This window comes from Pseudomonas sp. PSKL.D1 (assembly GCF_028898945.1).
Lineage (GTDB): Bacteria > Pseudomonadota > Gammaproteobacteria > Pseudomonadales > Pseudomonadaceae > Aquipseudomonas.
The window spans coordinates 5,393,682-5,412,330 of sequence record NZ_CP118607.1; the positions used below are offsets into that span (position 1 = coordinate 5,393,682).

Genomic DNA, 18,649 nt, shown 5'->3' on the forward strand with positions numbered 1-18,649 from the left:
CACTCGACTTCAGACCACCTGAATGCGAGGCCGCTATGCCGCCGATGCCGGCCATTCTGTTGCTGCTCCTGATGTTGTGGAACACAACGGCCGGCGCCCTGACCCTGACAGACGAGGAAAAAACCTGGCTTGCTGCCCACCCGCAGCTGAAGCTGGGCGTCGACGCTTCCTGGCCACCATTCGAGTTTCGTGACCAGGAGGGCCGGTACCAGGGATTGGCCGCCGATTACATCGCCTTGCTTCAGGAACGCCTTGGAGTAACGCTGAAGCCGGTCGAGCCTAGCAGCTGGACGGAGGTGCTCGCGCAGGCACGCGACAGCCGTATCGACCTGCTGCCGGGCATCATGTCGACACCGGAGCGTCAGGAATATCTGGCATTTACCCGGCCTTATCTGGATTTTCCCATCGTGATTCTCGCCCACGACGGCGGCCCTCAGCCTCACACGCTGAAGGACCTGTACGGGTTGAAAATCGCAGTTGTGGAAAACTACGCCCCCCACGAACTGCTACGCACCCACCACCCGGACCTCAACCTGGTGGCCATGCCCAACGTCAGCTCTGCCCTGCAGGCCTTGGCCACCGACGAAGTGGACGCTGTGGTCGGCGACCTGGCCTCCAGCATCTGGAGCTTGCGCCAACTGAAGCTCGACGGCTTGTACGTCAGTGGCGAAACACCCTATCGCTATCAATTGGCCATGGCCGCGCCCCGAGACAAGAAGATGCTGATCGGCATTCTCGACAAGGTGATGGCCGACATGACCAGCGAGGAAATCAGCAAGATCCAGCAACGCTGGGTCGGCAATGTGGTTGACCAGCGCACCTTCTGGCACGACATGCTGCTATACGGCCTGCCCGGCGTGCTGGTACTGATTGCCATCCTTGGCGGGGTGATTCGAATCAACCGCCGCCTAAGCTCGGAAATTTCCAGGCGGATTGCCCTGGAACAGGAACTGCGCAGCAGCGAGTACCACTATCGCGGCCTGATCGAAAGCCTGTCGGCAATTGCCTGGGAGGCTGACGCCAACGACTTTACCTACAGCTATGTTTCGCCCCACGCCGAGGATCTGCTCGGTTATCCGCTGCATGAATGGCTTAAACCTGGGTTCTGGCGCGGCATCCTGCACCCTGAGGACGCACTGTGGGCCCAAGCCTACTGCGAAAGCGAAACCGCCGCGGGGCGCGACCATAGCCTTGATTACCGGGTAATTCGTGCGGACGGCCAGGCGCTTTGGATACGAAACATCGTCAGCATGATCGAACATGGGCACCGGCCGGTGATGCGCGGGCTGATGATCGACATCAGCGAAACCAAACGCACCGAGGATGCCCTGCGGTTGTCGGAACAGAAGTTCGCCTCGGTGTTCCAGCAATGCCCCGATATCCTGCTGATAGCCCGCCACAGCGACGGCTGCCTACTGGAAGTCAACGAAGCTTTCGAAGAACAGATTGGGCTGACCCCAGGCCAGGTTATAGGCCGCACCGCTACCGAGCTGAACCTGTGGGGCGTGCAAGGCGCCGGGCCACTGATGCTCGAACGCCTGCATCAAGGTGGTATCCGCAACCTGGAGATGAGCTTCCGCCGCAGCAATGGCCAGTTGTTCACCGGCCTGACCTCTGCGGAAACGTTCGAACTGGACGGCACCCTGGCGTTCGTAGTGGCCGTGCGTGACATCAGCCAGCTGAAAGAAACCCAGCAACAACTGCAAACCTCGGAAGAGAAGTTCGCCAAAGCCTTCCACGCCTCCCCCGATGGCTTGTTGCTGTCGCGCCAAAGCGACGGCCTGCTGCTGGAAGTGAACGAAGGCTTCTGTCGCCTGACCGGTTACGACCTCAACCCGACTATTGACCAAACGTCGTTCGACCTGGGTATCTGGGTCGACCTCAACGAACGCAAACGGCTGATCGACACGCTTGCCCGGGACGGTTTCGTACGCGACTTCAGTTGCCATATCCGGCGCAGCGACGGGCAGATCAGGCTGTGTGAGCTGTCCGCGAGGCCGCTACCCATCGCTGGCGTCGACTGCATGCTGACCATCGCCCGGGACATCACCGAACGCCACCTGATGCAAGAGAAACTGCAACTGGCGGCCACCGTCTTCGAGAATACCGCTGAGGGTGTACTGATCACCGACATCGACCAGCGCATCAGCGCGGTCAACCGCGCGTTCAGCGAAATCACCGGCTACAGCGAGGTTGAAGCGCTTGGCCAAACCCCTCGCCTGCTGGCCTCCGGGCAGCACGACAGTGCCTTCTACGCCGCCATGTGGTACCAACTGACTGCGGAAGGCCACTGGCAAGGCGAGATCTACAACAAGCGCAAGAACGGCGAACTGTACCCCGGCTGGCTGACCATCAGTGCCGTGCGCAACAGCGAGCGCGTGATCACCCATTTCGTTGCGGTGTTCGCCGACATTTCCAGCCTCAAGCATGCCCAGGCCAAGCTCGATTACCAGGCCCACCATGACCCGCTCACCGGCTTGCCCAACCGCGCGTTGTTTGAAAACCGGTTGCAGGCCGTGCTGACCTGCGCCCAAGTATCCAACCGCCAAGGCGCAGTACTGTTTCTGGACCTGGACCGTTTCAAGCATATCAACGACAGCCTGGGCCATCCGGTTGGTGACCTGTTGCTCAAGGGTATCGCCCAACGCCTTAAGGAGCAGGTCCGCGACGTCGACACAGTGGCGCGCCTGGGCGGCGACGAATTCATTATCTTGCTTCCAGGCCTGCACAAGCCCAGTGACGCCGACGCCATCGCCAACAAATTGCTGACGTGCTTCAGCGCCCCCTTCCAGGCGGGGGAGCATGAGTTCTTCACCAGCGCCAGCATCGGCATCAGCCTTTATCCACAGGACGGCACCGACGTTGCCACCCTGATCCGCAATGCCGATGCCGCCATGTATCGCTCCAAAGCCAAGGGGCGCAATCGTGTCGAGGCCTACACCCGCGACCTCACCGCACAGGCCAGCGAACGCATAGCGCTGGAACATGAATTGCGCCGCGCCATCGAGCGCAACGAAATGAGCCTGTGCTACCAGCCCAAGTTCAGCCTCAAGACCCAAACGCTGGTCGGTGCCGAGGCTCTGATCCGCTGGAACCACCCGACCTTTGGCGAAGTACCGCCCGAGCATTTCATCCACCTTGCAGAGGAAAACGGCACCATCCTGCAACTCGGTGATTGGGTACTGGAGCAAGCCTGCAGGCAGATGCACCGCTGGAAACTGCAGTACAAAAGCTTTGGCCCGCTGTCGGTCAACCTGGCCGGCGCGCAGCTGCGCCACCACGGCCTGGCCAAGCGTATCGAGCAGTTGCTCAAGACCTACCAACTCAAGGCCGGCGACCTGCAGCTGGAAATTACCGAAAACTTCATCATGAGCCAGGCCGAGGAGGCCCTGGCCGTGCTCCACCAACTCAAACAGCTGGGCGTACAGTTGGCCATTGATGATTTTGGTACCGGCTACTCTTCGCTCAGCTACCTCAAGCGCTTGCCGCTGGACATTCTCAAGATCGACAAGTCGTTCATCCGCGGCCTGCCCGACGACCCCCACGACGCCGCCATCGCCCGCGCCATCATCGCCCTGGGCCGCAGCATGCAGCTCACCATCATTGCTGAAGGGGTTGAGAACCAGGCGCAGCAGCGCTTCCTGGCAGCAGAAGGGTGCGAACAGATCCAGGGCTACATCGTCAGCCTGCCGCTGCCGCCCGATGAATTCGCCGCGACCTTTCTTCGTATAGCACTAAGCGATCTTTCGGATGGCACGCTTTCAAAACCCTCGTTATAATCCGGGCACTTACTGAGGGCCTATAGCTCAGTCGGTTAGAGCAGAGGACTCATAATCCTTTGGTCCACGGTTCGAGTCCGTGTGGGCCCACCAGATACGACGAAGCCGCGCTATTGCGCGGCTTTTTTTTCGTCGACAACTCTTCCTGAATCACGCCCTGCGTTTTAACGACGTACCTTTCCGGCCACCAAGGATGGCATCCAGACGATTACTGACTTTTTTGCGTTCGGAAGCCTTCTTGGGCGGCGCCTTCACCGACTGAAGTGCTTCCCACCCCTTCATCGCCAGAGCAACAGTTCTGGGGACCGGTTTTTCTCCACTGCGATAGTACGCAAGCATGCGTCGACTCAAGCCTAGCTCATGAGCAGCCTGATCCAACGTCAGCCCGTTCCGACCCATCCAGTTCCATACAAGTTCATGGGAACATTCACCCGCCTGCTCAAGCGCCCGCGCGCGGAGATTATCGCTTGCAAGCTCCAGATTATCGTCGTCTGCCCAGATGACCGTATCCCGCCACTCGCCCACTGTAGCGGTAGCAAAAATGCAGGGGTCGGCAAGCGGCTGCAGGGACGTGTGCCTGGTGATGATGTCGTCCAGGCACACAGGGAACTGCTCACCATCTGCAAAAGAGAGCATTAACGAACCAGGGCCCGTTACTGAAACATCTGTCAGTAAAAAATGCTTGCCAGTCATTCGTTCAACTCCCTCCACTTGGCGCGCAGCTGAGGCTTGTTCTGCGAGGCCCAATCCATCGCTTCGCTCAACTCTCGTTTCATTACCTTGGCGCTCCCCAATCCAGTCAACAATGACAGATCTTCAATGGCAATCAATGCCTGACGACCATCACTGAATCGCAGATGGAAATGAGGTGGCGCATGATCATTGGCGTACATACAAATCGAGCAATTGGACAGCCGGTGAATCGTAGGAATAGGCAAAGTATAGAGTGCAATGGTTGCATCTGAAAGTACCATTCAACTACCAGCCACTCACCCCAAAAAATGTAAGCGCAGCTTTCTCATTCTCTCGGCCGAACCGACCTCTGCCGCGGATTGTAAAACGTCATCCCGCCCGGAATATCCCGCACCACCAACGACATCGCCCCAATCACCACATCGTCACCAATGCTGATCCGGTCCGCCACAATGCAGCTTCCGGCCCCCAGGCTGACGTTGTCGCCAATGCTTAACGCATACGCATCCAACCCCAAGGTCTTGATACCAATCGAGCAGTTTTGACGAATGAGGAAGTTGCGCCCAATGCTCACATGCCGGGTAATCACCACGCCCGGCAAATGGGCGATGCGAAAGCCGGGGCCAATCTGTGCACCGATGTCGATGTCCACGGCGTACTTGAGGTTCAGCCGCTGCTGCATACGCCGGGCGTAGGCCTTGGCCACGCCGCCACGGCGATCCAGGTACTGGGCCAGGCGAAAGGCAAAGAGAAAGCGCAGCTTGTTGTCTTTGCGCGCCCTGCGCAGGGCACAGAAGAGCAGGCTGATGCGGCGTCCTGGCCTTTTCTTGTTGGCGACTTCCAATTGCCAACACTCGAACAGGTTGTTTAGGTTCACGCAGCACATCCAATTGAATCAGCACAACCATGATGCCGAATCAGGGCGCTGCGCACCACCCTCTCAGAAATTAAGCCGTAAAGCCGTACGCCACAGGTTCTTCAGCGGCGAGCGCCAGTGCTTGCGCCAGTTCTTTTCCCACCAGGCATCTTCATTGCGCACCACGGTTTCCAGGTCACTGCCAGTGACGCAGGCCGCATGCTGGCGGAACATCATCGGGAACACGCAATGCTGCTTGATGCGGTGCTTGAACATGACATCGACAGGCTGGCCGTCGTAGGGAGTGTTGGCGAGAATCTGGCAGCCCTCGCGGGAGAGCACGTAGGCATGCAACGCCACTACGCGGCCGCGGGCAATGAACGGGAACCAGGTCAGCCAGGTTCGCCCCATGCTGTAACCCAAGTGCAAGGCCTGAAAGCGGCGGCTACGCATGAAGCGGTTGATCCAGCGAACGCGCTCGGGCTTGAGCTCGTCCGGGTACACCATCACGTCGTCCTCAAAGATCAGGACGCGCTCAAACCCCTGATCAAGCGCCAGCCGTGCCAGCTGCTGGTGTGACTCGTAGCAACCTTGCACCGGGTCGCGGTGCTTCTCAACAAGGTGAAATTGCACAGGGTTGGCGATCAGGCCTGCGATGGTCGAGTTGAACAATTCGCGCCGATCATCACGGTTCGCAAGGGAAATGCAGTACACGGCATCGACTTCAAAACGGACATTCTTCACTTCAGCGAACCTTGAAAACAATTCTGCCTGGCTGGCAACGACTGGCCGCGAATCATACGGGGCTGTCGCAGCAGCATAAAGCCATCATCGCGACAGGATTGTTGTAAAACGTAAACGCCGGTGGCTAGGCTAGCGGGCCCATCACCGAGACTAACCATGACTGAAGCTCGCCCGATCACCCTCGACGAAATCGACCGCCAGCTGATTGCCCTGCTGCAGATCAACGCCCGCGAAAGCGTCGCCACCCTCGCCCGCCAACTGGGTATCGCGCGGACCACGGTCAACTCGCGCCTGGCGAGGCTGGAAAAAGGCAAGGTCATCACCGGTTATGGCGTACGCCTGGGCCAGCGTTTGATCGACGGCGGCTTGCAGGCCTATGTGGGGATCAAAGTGCAGCCTCGCTCCGGCAAGGAAGTGGTCAGGCGCCTGAGTGCAATGGGCCAGGTGCAGCAGCTGTGCGCGGTGAGTGGCGAGTTTGACTATGTGGCGTGGTTGCGCAGCGACTCACCCGAGCAACTGGACCAGTTGCTGGACCAGATAGGCAATGTCGAGGGGGTCGAGAAGACGACGACGTCGATCATCCTGAGCAGCAAGGTGGATCGCGGTTAGTCCCAGCCCAAGGCATAGCTCTCGTCAAAAATGATATTTCGTTCGTCATTTTGATCAAACTAAAGTCAATACGTCACCACTTTGCACCTTAATTACGAAAACTCCGCCGCCTAAAATGACCTGCAGCCATCTCCTATACTCAGGCTCCGCTACCCGCGCAGCCGCTCTGGCAAGGTCATTCCATGAACAAGAACAACCGCCACCCCGCCGACGGCAAAAAGCCCATCACCATCTTCGGCCCGGACTTCCCGTTTGCCTTTGACGACTGGCTGGAACACCCGGCGGGCCTGGGCAGCATCCCGCTTGAACGCCAGGGTGAAGAGGTTGCGATTGTCGGGGCAGGCATAGCAGGCCTGGTCGCTGCCTACGAACTGATGAAACTGGGCCTCAGGCCCGTGGTGTACGAGGCCTCCAAACTGGGTGGCCGCCTGCGATCACAGGCGTTCAACGGCACTGATGGCATCATCGCCGAGCTTGGCGGCATGCGCTTCCCGGTGTCATCCACCGCCTTCTATCACTACGTGGATAAGCTCGGCCTGGAAACTAAACCCTTCCCCAACCCCTTGACCGCCGCCTCCGGCAGCACGGTGATCGACCTGGAAGGGCAAACGTACTACGCCGAAAAGGTCAGCGACCTGCCCAAGCTGTTCCACGAAGTGGCTGACGCCTGGGCCGACGCACTGGAAAGCGGTGCCCAGTTCGCTGACATCCAGCAGGCGATCCGCGACCGTGACGTGCCGCGCCTGAAGGCGCTCTGGAACAAACTGGTGCCGTTGTGGGACGACCGCACTTTCTACGATTTTGTTGCCACCTCGCGTTCGTTCGCTCAGCTGAGCTTCCAGCACCGGGAGGTGTTCGGCCAAGTCGGCTTCGGCACCGGCGGCTGGGACTCGGACTTCCCCAACTCCATGCTGGAAATCTTCCGCGTGGTAATGACCAACTGCGATGATCACCAACACCTGATCGTCGGCGGTGTGGAGCAGGTACCGCAAGGCATCTGGCGCCATGTGCCGCAACGATGCGCTCACTGGCCTGAAGGCACCAGCCTGAGCTCGCTGCATGGCGGCGCGCCACGTACGGGTGTAAAGCGAATCGCCCGGGCCGCCGATGGCCGCCTGGCAGTGACTGACAACTGGGGTGACACCCGCCATTACGGCGCCGTGCTGGCCACCTGCCAAAGCTGGCTGCTGACCACCCAGATCGACTGCGAAGAGTCGCTGTTCTCGCAAAAAATGTGGATGGCCCTGGACCGCACCCGCTACATGCAGTCGTCAAAAACCTTCGTCATGGTCGACAGGCCGTTCTGGAAGGACAAAGACCCGCACACCGGCCGCGACCTGATGAGCATGACCCTCACTGATCGCCTGACGCGCGGCACGTACCTGTTCGACAACGGTGACGACAAGCCGGGGGTGATCTGCCTGTCGTACGCATGGATGAGCGACGCACTGAAGATGCTGCCGCACCCAGTGGAAAAGCGCGTACAACTGGCCCTGGATGCATTGAAAAAGATCTACCCGAAAACCGACATCGCCGGGCATATCATCGGCGACCCGATCACCATTTCCTGGGAAGCCGACCCGCACTTCCTTGGCGCCTTCAAAGGTGCCTTACCCGGCCATTACCGTTACAACCAGCGCATGTACGCGCACTTCATGCAGCAAGACATGCCCGCCGAGCAACGTGGCATGTTCATCGCGGGCGATGACGTGTCGTGGACACCCGCCTGGGTGGAGGGCGCCGTGCAGACCTCGTTGAATGCCGTGTGGGGTATCATGAACCACTTTGGTGGCCGCACCCACCCGGACAACCCGGGCCCTGGCGACGTGTTCGACGAGATCGGGCCGATTGCCCTGGCCGACTGACACCAGGAGGCAACATGCGCATCGCTCTGTACCAAGGCACCCCGCAACCGCTGGACGTGCCTGGCAACCTGCAACGGCTGCGCCACCGGGCGCACCTGGCTGCCGAGCAGGGTGCGCAGTTGCTGGTGTGCCCGGAAATGTTCCTGAGCGGCTACAACATCGGTTTGGCGCACGTCGAGCGCCTGGCCGAGGCCGAAGATGGCCCATCGGCCATGGAGGTGGTCGAGATTGCCCAGGCGCACCGCATCGCGATTGTCTACGGCTACCCGGAGCGCGGCGAAGACGGCGCGATCTACAACAGCGTGCAATTGATCGACGCCCATGGCCGCAGCCTGTGCAACTACCGCAAGACGCATTTGTTTGGCGAACTGGACCGGTCGATGTTCAGCGCGGGGGCGGATCATTTTCCTGTTGTGGAGTTTGAAGGCTGGAAGGTCGGGCTGCTGATCTGCTACGACATTGAGTTCCCGGAAAACGCTCGGCGCCTGGCGTTGAACGGTGCCGAGCTGATCCTGGTGCCCACGGCCAACATGGCGCCTTACGACTTCGTCTGCCAGGTAACCGTGCGCTCACGGGCGCAGGAAAATCAGTGCTACCTGGTGTACGCCAACTACTGTGGCGCGGAAGGCGAAATCCAGTACTGCGGGCAAAGCAGCATCATCGGGCCGGATGGCGGTGTACTGGCCATGGCTGAGCGGGAAGAGTGCCAGTTGCAGGCAGAGCTGAAGCGCGAAACCCTGATGAAAGGGCGTGAGGCATTTCCCTATTTGAAGGACCTGCGTCAAGAGCTGCATCTGCGCAGAAGCTGAGACTGAACATGCGTCACACCACCCGCCACATCACACTCGCCAGCGGCCTGCAACTGAGCCTGCGCCACGCCCCGCACCTCAAGCGTGCGGCCGCCGCCCTGCGGGTGCATGCTGGTAGCCACGATGCACCGGCCAAATGGCCTGGCCTGGCACATTTCCTTGAGCATCTGTTCTTCCTTGGCACTGCGCGCTTCCCGCTGGAAGACGGCCTGATGCGCTACGTCCAGGCAGTAGGTGGCCAGGTCAATGCCAGCACGCGCGAGCGCACTACCGATTTTTTCTTCGAGGTGCCACCCACCAGCCTGGCCGGTGGCCTGGAGCGCCTGTGCCAGATGCTGACCTCGCCAGACCTTGGCATCGATCGCCAGCGCCGTGAGCGCGAGGTGATTCACGCCGAGTTCATCGCTTGGTCACGCAACCCGCAGGCGCAACTGCAATTCGCCCGGTTGCAGTCAGCAGCACCCGGCCATCCGCTTAGCGGTTTCCATGCGGGTAACCGCTACTCGCTACCGTTGCAGGATGCGGCCTTTCAAGAGGCCCTCGCAGGTTTTCACCAGCGCTACTACCAGGGTGGCCAGATCACCCTGAGCCTTTGCGGCCCGCAATGCCTGGACGAACTGGAGCAGCTTGGCAAAGCGTACGCGGAGCAATTCGTCGCGGGCGAGCGCGTTACCCAATTGCCACCGCCCCCCTTGGCGAGTACGGCATCTGGCTTGGTGTTCACCCACAATGCCCTCCCGGCAGGTGCAGAACAGGCACTTGAGTTGCTGATCGCCTACCTGAGCGATAGCAGGCCCGGCAGTTGGTTGAATGCGGTCCAGCAACGTGGCTGGGTGCGAGATTTCACCCCTGAATCGCTCTATGCCTTCGCTGGGCAAATGCTGTGGCACGTCGGCCTGCAACTGACCTCTGACGACTTTTTAGACGAGGCTCAAGCCCTGCTGAACGGCTGGTTCGGCTTCATTCGGCAGTGCGACCCGGCCCAACTGAACGCCGGCTTCGGTGTGTTGCAGCTCAGCCGCGAACACTGCGCCAGTGCGCTTGAGCTGGCCCGCCGTGATGGCACAAACCAACCCTTCGCGGCACTGGATGCCCAAGGCCTGCATGCCCTGAAAGTACTGCTCGACAGCCTGCCATACCGTGAGCACGGGCAATGGCAGTTGCCGCCAGCAGAGCCTTTGCTGAGTACCGACCTGCCATCGCAAAGGGATCGACGCCAACCAGCCGCACTGGCGGTGAGCCAACAACTTCCCGCCGCTCGCCAGCATGCCGCGCTGTACCTTCGATGGCAGGTGAAATCACCCGTACGCAAAGCCTTGTTCGAAGTACTCGAACACACGCTGCAGCCACTGCAGCAGCGGTGCCAGCGCGCCTCGCTGCAATTGCAATTCAGCGCCATGGGCGATCACTGGCAATTGCGCTGCAGCGGTATGCCTGCTGGCGTAATTCGGGCCGTTGATGAGGCGCTGACCTGTTTGCAGTCTCCTATCAACTGGCAACCAACTGGCCATTCAAAGCCCGCGTTGATACCGATCCGAGCATTGCTCCAACAGTTGCCAGCTGCCATGTGCGGCACGAAGCAGAAGCACTTACCGGCGTCCCGGCCTGACCGGGCGATGCTCGAAGAAGCGTGGTTGAGCAGCCAGTGGCACGGCCTGGCTTCAGGTTTCGACAACACCTCAATGGAAGCACTGAATGCGGTACTGCAGGGATGCCCAGGCCGGGCCGGCATCCCAATGCCAGTACCCACCTGGCACGGCCGGCATTGGTTGCACCAGGAAGTGCCCGGCAGTGAACATGCGCTGCTGCTGTTCTGCCCGCTGCCGCCAGCCAGGCAAGCCGCTGGCCGACTGCTCGCACAGCTGCTGCAAGGGCCGGTTTACCAACGGTTGCGGGTAGAGCTGCAATTGGGCTATGCGGTATTCAGTACCTTCCGTCAGATAGAAGGCTTGGGTGGCCTGCTGTTCGGCGTGCAGTCTCCCCATGCCACTCAGGCAGAGATCCTTCAGCACTTACGAGATGTCCTGGCCCGGGGCGCGTCCCTTACTCCAGCCACCCGCACAACGCTGGCCGCTCAATACGACGAACCCGCCATGGGCAATGACGACATCGCCGAATGGGCGTGGCAGACACACCTGGCTACACAACCCGACGACCTGCAGGCGCTACGCAAGTCTATTCTGGGCACAGAGCAAAGCGACATCGACCAATTGTTGCTAGACCTTTTACACGGCAACAGCACCTGGATTTGCCTGGCCAACAGCGGTGCGCCGGATCTGTCATGGCACTGAGCTGCTGTGATTATTACTTTTCATGCAATGGCCCTTATCAAAGAATTAACCTTTCGGTACACAGAATTCTTGTAAGATAACGCTATCTCAGCCTACGGAACCTCTGGCCCGAGGCGTGACCCAATTTGTAGCTGAACCACCCACCCCATCCGGAAGGAGAAAGCCCATGTGGACCAAACCTGCATACACTGACCTGCGTATCGGCTTCGAAGTCACCATGTACTTCGCCAACCGCTAAGCCCTGCTTGCGGTTCGACGCCTCGGTCCGCCGGGGCGTTTTTGTTTTTCGGATACGGCCAGGAGCGTGAGCAGCCATGTACATCCAGATTCTCGGTTCCGCCGCCGGCGGAGGCTTCCCGCAGTGGAACTGCAACTGCGTCAACTGCAAGGGCTACCGCGATGGCACCTTGCGCGCCACCGCGCGTACCCAGTCGTCGATCGCTCTGTCCGATGACGGTGAGCACTGGATCCTGTGCAACGCTTCGCCCGATATCCGTGCACAGCTGCAAGCCTTCGCGCCCATGCAGCCAGCCCGGGCCCTGCGCGACACCGGCATCAATGCCATCGTGCTGCTCGACAGCCAGATCGACCACACCACCGGCCTGCTCAGCCTGCGCGAGGGCTGCCCGCATCAGGTCTGGTGCACCGACATGGTCCACCAGGACCTGACCACCGGTTTTCCGCTGTTCAACATGCTCAGCCACTGGAACGGTGGCCTGCAGTGGAACCGCATCGAGCTGGAAGGCAGCTTCGTCATTGCTGCATGCCCTAACCTGCGGTTCACCCCGTTCCCCCTGCGTAGCGCCGCACCGCCCTACTCGCCGCACCGCTTCGACCCACACCCTGGTGACAACCTGGGCCTGCTGGTCGAGGACACCCGTACCGGCGGCAAACTGTTTTACGCCCCCGGCCTGGGCCAGGTCGACGACAAACTGCTGACGATGATGCACGACGCCGACTGCCTGCTGGTGGACGGCACGCTGTGGGAAGACGACGAGATGCAGCGTCGTGGCGTCGGCACCCGCACCGGCCGCGAGATGGGCCACCTGGCACAGAACGGCCCTGGCGGTATGCTCGAAGTGCTGGACGGCTTTCCACGTCAGCGCAAGGTGCTAATCCACATCAACAACACCAACCCGATCCTCGACGAAGACTCTGCGGAGCGTGCCGAAGTGCAGCGCCGCGGCGTGGAAGTGGCCTTCGACGGCATGAGCATCGAGTTGTAAGGAGGCGCCATGAGCGACGCACTGCCAATGTCCCCCGCCGAGTTCGAACAGGCCTTGCGCGCCAAAGGCGCGTATTACCACATCCACCACCCGTATCACGTGGCGATGTACGAAGGCCGTGCCACCCGTGAGCAGATCCAGGGCTGGGTCGCCAACCGCTTCTATTACCAGGTGAACATCCCGCTGAAGGATGCCGCCATCCTGGCCAACTGCCCGGACCGCGAAGTACGCCGCGAGTGGATCCAGCGCCTGCTCGACCACGATGGCGCCCCCGGTGAGGACGGTGGCATCGAGGCATGGTTGCGGCTCGGCCAGGCCGTGGGCCTGGACCCGGACCAACTGCGCTCCCAGGAACTGGTGCTGCCCGGCGTACGCTTTGCCGTGGACGCCTATGTCAACTTCGCCCGCCGCGCCAGCTGGCAAGAGGCCGCCAGCAGCTCGCTGACCGAGCTGTTCGCCCCGCAAATCCACCAGTCGCGCCTGGACAGCTGGCCCCAGCACTACCCTTGGATCGACCCGGCCGGCTACGAGTACTTCCGCACCCGCCTGGGCCAGGCGCGGCGTGACGTGGAGCACGGCCTGACGATCACCCTGCAGCACTACACCACGCGGGCCGCCCAGGAGCGTATGCTGGAAATCCTGCAGTTCAAGCTGGATATCCTCTGGAGCATGCTTGACGCCATGAGCATGGCCTACGAGCTGAACCGCCCGCCCTACCACACCGTCACCCCAGAGCGGGCCTGGCACAAGGGGATCGCCCTATGAGTTTCGACCGCAAACAAGTACCTAACTGGCGCCCGGGTTACCGCTTCCAGTATGAGCCCGCGCAAAAGGGCCACGTACTGCTGTACCCCGAGGGCATGATCAAGCTCAACGACAGCGCAGGCCTGATCGGCGGCCTGATCGACGGCGAGCGTGATGTGGCGGCCATCATTGCCGAACTCGAACAGCAATACCCTGGTGTGCCCGAAGTCGCCGACGACATCGAGCAATTCATGGAGGTGGCCCGTGGCGAACACTGGATCACCCTCGCCTGAGGTGCCGGTCGGCCTGCCGCTTTGGCTGCTGGCCGAGCTGACCTACCGCTGCCCGTTGCAGTGCCCTTACTGCTCCAACCCGCTGGACTTCGCCGAGCAGGGCAAAGAGCTGACCACCGCACAATGGTTCAAGGTGATGGCCGAAGCGCGGGAGATGGGCGCGGCACAAATCGGTTTTTCAGGTGGTGAGCCGCTGGTGCGCCAGGACCTCGCCGAACTGATCGGTGAGGCCCGCCGCCTGGGCTACTACACCAACCTGATCACTTCCGGCATCGGCCTGACCGAAACCCGCATTGCTGACTTCAAAAAAGCCGGGCTGGACCACATCCAGATCAGCTTCCAGGCCAGCGACGAGCAGGTGAACAACTTGCTGGCCGGGTCGAAAAAGGCCTTTGCGCAAAAGCTGGAAATGGCCCGGGCAGTCAAAGCTCATGGCTACCCGATGGTGCTCAACTTCGTGACTCATCGGCACAACATCGACAAAATCGACCGCATAATCGAGCTGTGCATCGCGCTGGAAGCGGATTTCGTGGAACTCGCCACCTGCCAGTTCTATGGCTGGGCGCACCTCAACCGCCTGGGTCTGCTGCCAACCCGCGAACAGCTTGAACGCGCCGAACGCATCACCAATGAATACCGCGACAAACTCAAGGCAACGGGCAACCCCTGCAAGCTGATTTTCGTCACCCCCGATTACTACGAAGAACGGCCCAAGGCCTGCATGAACGGTTGGGGCAGCCTGTTCCTCACCGTGACGCCGGACGGCACTGCCCTGCCCTGCCACGGCGCACGGCAATTGCCGGTGCAGTTCCCCAACGTGCGCGACCATGACCTGCGGCATATCTGGTACGACTCGTTCGGCTTCAACCGCTTCCGTGGCTACGACTGGATGCCCGAGCCCTGCCGCTCGTGCGACGAAAAGGAAAAGGACTTCGGCGGCTGCCGCTGCCAGGCCTTCATGCTCACAGGTGATGCCAGCAACGCCGACCCGGTCTGCGCCAAGTCGGCGGATCACGGCATCATTCTCAAGGCCCGCGAGGAAGCGCAAACCGCTCAACTCGCCATTGAAGAGATGACCTTCCGCAATGAGCGTAACTCTCGTGTCATCGCCCGCGGCTGAGTTTACCGCCGCACAGGCCGTCGCTGCCGGCACCGACTTTGCCGAACTCAAGGCCAGTGCCGAGGGGGTGTTCTGGAACGAATTCCGCCCCGCCGATGGTGCCTGCCGAATCTGGCACTGGCGCGACCAGCAGGCACGGTGCCTGACGCCGGACGGCTTCAGCGTACGCAGCCGAGTGTATGAATATGGCGGTGGTAGTTTTTGCCTGGGTGGCGATGGGCTGCTGTTCGTGAATGAAAAGGACCAGCAGCTGTATACCCAAGGCCTGGATGCGGGCCGGCCACGCGCACTCACGCAAGATGAGAAGTGCAGATACGGCGATGTGCAATGGCACGCGGGCAGTGTTCTGGCGGTGCAGGAACGGCACGCCGAGGGCGTTGAACATCGGCTGGTCGCTCTGACAGACGGCACAATGGAAGTGCTTGCCCAAGGTGCCGACTTTTATGCCACGCCAACGTTGAGTGCAGATGGCCAAAGGCTGGCCTGGGTGGAGTGGGACCGGCCTGCCCAGCCTTGGACGCGCACCCGCCTGATGTGTCGCGAGCGGGGCCAACTGGGTGATTGGGGGGCCGCGCGCTGCATAGCGGGTGCCGATGAATCGCTGCAGCAGCCGCGCTTCGATGCCGAGGGGCACTTGTACTGCCTGTCTGACCGCAATGGCTTCTGGCAACCCTGGGGCGAGGTCGAGGGCCGCTGGCAGGCATTGCCTGCCGAGCCTGCCGACCACGCGGGAGCGCCCTGGCAATTGGGCGCCAGCACTTGGCTACCGCTTGGCCCACACACGTATCTGGCTACCTGGTTTGAACAGGGCTTCAGCAAGCTGGGGCTACGTGACGCCGACAACAGCGTGGAGCGTTTCGCCAGCGCCTATAGCCGTTTTCGTAGCCTTGCAATGGATGCCGACCACCTCTACGCGATCGCCGCCTCACCCATAAGCCCACCTGCGGTCATCGCCATAGACCGAGCAACTCATGAAGTGCGCGTTTTGGCGGGCGGCGCCGAAGTCTTGCCAGCTTCAAGCATCAGCCTGCCACAACCGATCAGCTACAACAGTGGCGGTAGCTTGGCTCACGGTTTTTTCTACCCCGCCGTTCGCTTGAAAGGGCCTGCGCCGTTGGTAGTTTTCATTCATGGCGGCCCGACTTCAGCGTGCCACCCGGTGTTCGAACCCCGCATCCAGTACTGGACGCAACGCGGCTTCGCGGTTGCCGACCTGAACTACCGAGGCAGCACGGGTTATGGGCGCGCATACCGCGAGGCGCTGCATCTGAACTGGGGGCAATGCGATGTGCAGGATGCCTGCTCGGCGGTGGCCTACCTTGCCGAAAAGGGCCTGATCGACCGGCACAAGGCATTCATCCGCGGCGGCAGCGCAGGCGGGTACACGACGCTTTGCGCGCTGGCCTTCCATAACGTGTTCCGGGCAGGCGCAAGCCTTTACGGCGTCAGCGACCCTATCGCACTAGGCCGTGCTACGCACAAATTCGAGGGCGATTATCTGGACTGGCTCATCGGTGACCCGAACCAGGACGCCGAGCGCTACCGGCAGCGTACGCCGCTGCTACATGCGGTGCAGATCAAGGTGCCGGTGATTTTCTTCCAAGGCGAACTGGATGCGGTCGTGGTGCCAGAACAAACCCGCTCCATGCTAGATGCGCTGAAGGCAAACGGCATCGAAGCTGTAGGCCACTTCTACGCCGACGAGCGACACGGTTTTCGCAACGCCGAAAACCTTGCGCATGCGCTGGAAGAGGAGTGGAAGTTTTACTGCAACGTGCTTGGCAGGTAATGGGTGTGCAAGCCCATTTACTGGGCTTGCACCGCTTCAACCTTACCTTTTGGCGATGATGTACACCGCATGCACAATCCCCGGAATGTACCCCAGCAACGTGAGCAAAATGTTCAGCCAGAACGCCCCGCCAAACCCCACCTGCAGAAACACGCCCAGCGGCGGCAGAATGATTGCGATGATGATACGAATGAAGTCCATGCGGGTCTCTCCTGAAGGGGTTTAAACAGAGACTAGTCGCGACTCGCAGAGGTTCCACAGGCAAAAAAAACGCCCCGGGCCAAGTACTACAGGCCAGGGGCGATGCGCAGGAACGCCAGACGGTTCGTAAAATTCGTATCAGGCCGGCACGTCGCGGCGGGCCTGTTGTTGCGCGTGCAGGCGGGTGAAAGCGCGGGCCAGGCGCAGCAGCATTTCGTCGATGTTGCCCTTGCTCACGGTCAAGGCTGGCGAAAACCGCACCACATCCGGTTGCGGTGCATTGAGCAGCAAGCCTTCATGCAAAGCGGCTTTGACCAGGTCGCTGGCCACGTGCTCCTGCAACTGCAGCGCCCATAGCAAACCCTGACCGCGCACTTCACCCTGGCCGTAACGGCCTGCCAGCCGGCTGAGGCCATCGCGCAGGTGGCGGCCACTGTCTTGAACATGCTCGAAAAAGCCGGGCTCCAGCACGGTTTCCAGCACCGCCAGCCCGGCAGCACTCATCAGCGCATTGCCATGGTGGCTGCCCTCCAGCTCACCTGGCTCGGCACAGCACGCCGTACCTCGGGCCAACAAAGCGGCCAGTGGCACACCCCCGCCCAACCCTTTACCCAACGTGATGATGTCGGCACGCACGCTGTAGGTTTCTTCTGCCAGCATCGCGCCGCAACGGCCTACCCCGGTCTGCACTTCATCGAGGATCAGCAAAATACCAAGCTCACGGCACAGCTTTTCAACGCCCTGCAGGTAGTCTCTTGTAGCCGGAATTACTCCAGCCTCACCCTGAATCGGCTCCAGCATGATGGCCACGGTGCGCGAATCAACCTCGGCATGCAGTGCTTGCAAGTCATTGAACGGCACCTTGCTGAAGCCCGGCAGGCCGGGCTCACAGCGGTTGCACGGCAGCGGATCGGACGCCGACAGCGCGCCCAGGCTCCTGCCGTGGCAACCTTGGGTCGCGGTGATGATGTGGTAGGCGCCATTGCGGTGTATCTGGCCCCATTTGCGCGCCAGCTTGATGGCACCTTCGCACGCCTCGGCTCCGCTGTTGAGCAGGTAGGCCTGATCGCTGCCAGTGCTTTGGCAAAGACGGTTGACCAGCGCCAGCAAGCCACGGCTGTGATAGCCCGCACCCGGGTTGATCAGCGCCTGGGCCTGACTGCCCAACGCCTTGACCAGTACGCCAGGGCTGTGGCCAAGGCTGTTGACCGCGCAACCTTGGGTGAAATCCAGGTAGGCACGCCCCTCGTTGTCCCATAACCAAGACCCCTGCCCACGCACAAAAACCTGCTCGGCACGCTCAGTGCCAGGCATCAGGCGCTCGCGGGAAAGCTGCGGCGCCTCCGGCACATTCACCGGCGCACGCTTGGGCTCGGCAACCGCGGCAGTGGCCGAGCGGCGCAAGTTGAACAGGTTCATCAGGGCTCCAACCAATCACGGTAAAGGGCGGCCAGGGTCCGGTCTTTACGCCGGCGCTCGATAATTCAGCCTTGCCTATCAAAAGTGTTTCTCAAACCGGGTAACAATGCGCTGCATGATCGCTGTAACCCGTTGGAATACGGCGATAGACTAGGCTTCAGGTGCGCTTGCGGCCATTTCGTTTTTCCAGCTTTTTCGATAAGTGTTTCTT

Annotated in this window: 17 protein-coding genes and 1 tRNA gene; 12 read left to right on the forward strand and 6 right to left on the reverse strand. The window is 60.9% G+C overall.

Going from position 1 to position 18,649, the window contains the following annotated elements; all coding sequences use genetic code 11:
- The first annotated feature begins 35 nt into the window (after nucleotides 1–35).
- The gene (locus PVV54_RS24265; protein WP_274907621.1) at nucleotides 36–3,779 is read left to right on the forward strand and encodes a bifunctional diguanylate cyclase/phosphodiesterase; all 3,744 of its coding nucleotides are present in this window, start codon (nucleotides 36–38) and stop codon (nucleotides 3,777–3,779) included.
- A 16-nt stretch (nucleotides 3,780–3,795) separates the two neighbouring features.
- Nucleotides 3,796–3,872 (forward strand) — tRNA-Ile (locus tag PVV54_RS24270).
- Nucleotides 3,873–3,929: 57 nt separating this feature from the next.
- Here PVV54_RS24270 and PVV54_RS24275 read toward each other — a convergent pair.
- The 4 genes from PVV54_RS24275 to PVV54_RS24290 form a co-directional block, all read right to left on the reverse strand.
- Entirely contained in the window at nucleotides 3,930–4,472 is a 543-nt protein-coding gene (locus tag PVV54_RS24275) for a DUF2442 domain-containing protein (protein WP_274907622.1), read from the reverse strand.
- Nucleotides 4,469–4,753, reverse strand: coding sequence for a DUF4160 domain-containing protein (locus PVV54_RS24280; RefSeq protein WP_274907623.1), 285 nt, complete (start codon nucleotides 4,751–4,753; stop codon nucleotides 4,469–4,471). The genes PVV54_RS24275 and PVV54_RS24280 overlap by 4 nt, the downstream gene beginning before the upstream one ends.
- 44 nt (nucleotides 4,754–4,797) lie before the next feature.
- Nucleotides 4,798–5,349 carry a serine acetyltransferase gene (locus PVV54_RS24285; protein ID WP_274907624.1) on the reverse strand — a complete coding sequence of 184 codons (552 nt, stop codon included), beginning with the start codon at nucleotides 5,347–5,349 and terminating at the stop codon, nucleotides 4,798–4,800.
- Nucleotides 5,350–5,412: 63 nt separating this feature from the next.
- On the reverse strand, nucleotides 5,413–6,072 hold the full coding sequence (locus PVV54_RS24290) for a hypothetical protein (protein WP_274907625.1): 660 nt from the start codon (nucleotides 6,070–6,072) through the stop codon (nucleotides 5,413–5,415).
- Nucleotides 6,073–6,228: 156 nt separating this feature from the next.
- On the opposite strand from PVV54_RS24290, the gene PVV54_RS24295 reads away from it, so the two are divergent.
- The 10 genes from PVV54_RS24295 (at nucleotide 6,229) to PVV54_RS24340 (ending at nucleotide 16,818) form a co-directional block, all read left to right on the forward strand.
- Nucleotides 6,229–6,681, forward strand: a complete 453-nt coding sequence (locus tag PVV54_RS24295; RefSeq protein WP_274907626.1) for an Lrp/AsnC family transcriptional regulator — start codon at nucleotides 6,229–6,231, stop codon at nucleotides 6,679–6,681.
- Nucleotides 6,682–6,863: 182 nt separating this feature from the next.
- Entirely contained in the window at nucleotides 6,864–8,546 is a 1,683-nt protein-coding gene (locus PVV54_RS24300) for a flavin monoamine oxidase family protein (protein WP_274907627.1), read from the forward strand.
- A gap of 14 nt (nucleotides 8,547–8,560) precedes the next feature.
- Complete coding sequence (locus PVV54_RS24305) at nucleotides 8,561–9,355, forward strand: carbon-nitrogen hydrolase family protein (RefSeq protein ID WP_274907628.1); 795 nt, start codon at nucleotides 8,561–8,563, stop codon at nucleotides 9,353–9,355.
- A gap of 8 nt (nucleotides 9,356–9,363) precedes the next feature.
- A complete protein-coding gene (pqqF, locus tag PVV54_RS24310) occupies nucleotides 9,364–11,646 on the forward strand; it encodes a pyrroloquinoline quinone biosynthesis protein PqqF (protein ID WP_274907629.1) in 2,283 nt (760 codons plus the stop codon).
- Between the two features lie 166 nt (nucleotides 11,647–11,812).
- Complete coding sequence (gene pqqA, locus PVV54_RS24315; protein WP_003243383.1) at nucleotides 11,813–11,884, forward strand: pyrroloquinoline quinone precursor peptide PqqA; 72 nt, start codon at nucleotides 11,813–11,815, stop codon at nucleotides 11,882–11,884.
- 76 nt (nucleotides 11,885–11,960) lie between these two features.
- Entirely contained in the window at nucleotides 11,961–12,872 is a 912-nt protein-coding gene (pqqB, locus tag PVV54_RS24320; protein ID WP_274907630.1) for a pyrroloquinoline quinone biosynthesis protein PqqB, read from the forward strand.
- 9 nt (nucleotides 12,873–12,881) lie between these two features.
- Complete coding sequence (gene pqqC / locus PVV54_RS24325) at nucleotides 12,882–13,637, forward strand: pyrroloquinoline-quinone synthase PqqC (protein WP_274907631.1); 756 nt, start codon at nucleotides 12,882–12,884, stop codon at nucleotides 13,635–13,637.
- Entirely contained in the window at nucleotides 13,634–13,909 is a 276-nt protein-coding gene (gene pqqD / locus PVV54_RS24330) for a pyrroloquinoline quinone biosynthesis peptide chaperone PqqD (protein ID WP_274907632.1), read from the forward strand. The genes pqqC and pqqD overlap by 4 nt, the downstream gene beginning before the upstream one ends.
- The gene (gene pqqE / locus PVV54_RS24335; protein WP_274907633.1) at nucleotides 13,881–15,029 is read left to right on the forward strand and encodes a pyrroloquinoline quinone biosynthesis protein PqqE; all 1,149 of its coding nucleotides are present in this window, start codon (nucleotides 13,881–13,883) and stop codon (nucleotides 15,027–15,029) included. Before pqqD ends, pqqE begins: the two co-directional genes overlap by 29 nt.
- Nucleotides 14,995–16,818, forward strand: coding sequence for a S9 family peptidase (locus PVV54_RS24340; RefSeq protein WP_274907634.1), 1,824 nt, complete (start codon nucleotides 14,995–14,997; stop codon nucleotides 16,816–16,818). Before pqqE ends, PVV54_RS24340 begins: the two co-directional genes overlap by 35 nt.
- A gap of 42 nt (nucleotides 16,819–16,860) precedes the next feature.
- Here the strand turns inward: PVV54_RS24340 and PVV54_RS24345 are convergent, their stop codons facing one another.
- Nucleotides 16,861–17,019, reverse strand: coding sequence for a YqaE/Pmp3 family membrane protein (locus PVV54_RS24345; protein ID WP_009681539.1), 159 nt, complete (start codon nucleotides 17,017–17,019; stop codon nucleotides 16,861–16,863).
- A gap of 138 nt (nucleotides 17,020–17,157) precedes the next feature.
- Entirely contained in the window at nucleotides 17,158–18,438 is a 1,281-nt protein-coding gene (locus tag PVV54_RS24350) for an aspartate aminotransferase family protein (protein ID WP_274907635.1), read from the reverse strand.
- Nucleotides 18,439–18,649 lie beyond the last annotated feature (211 nt).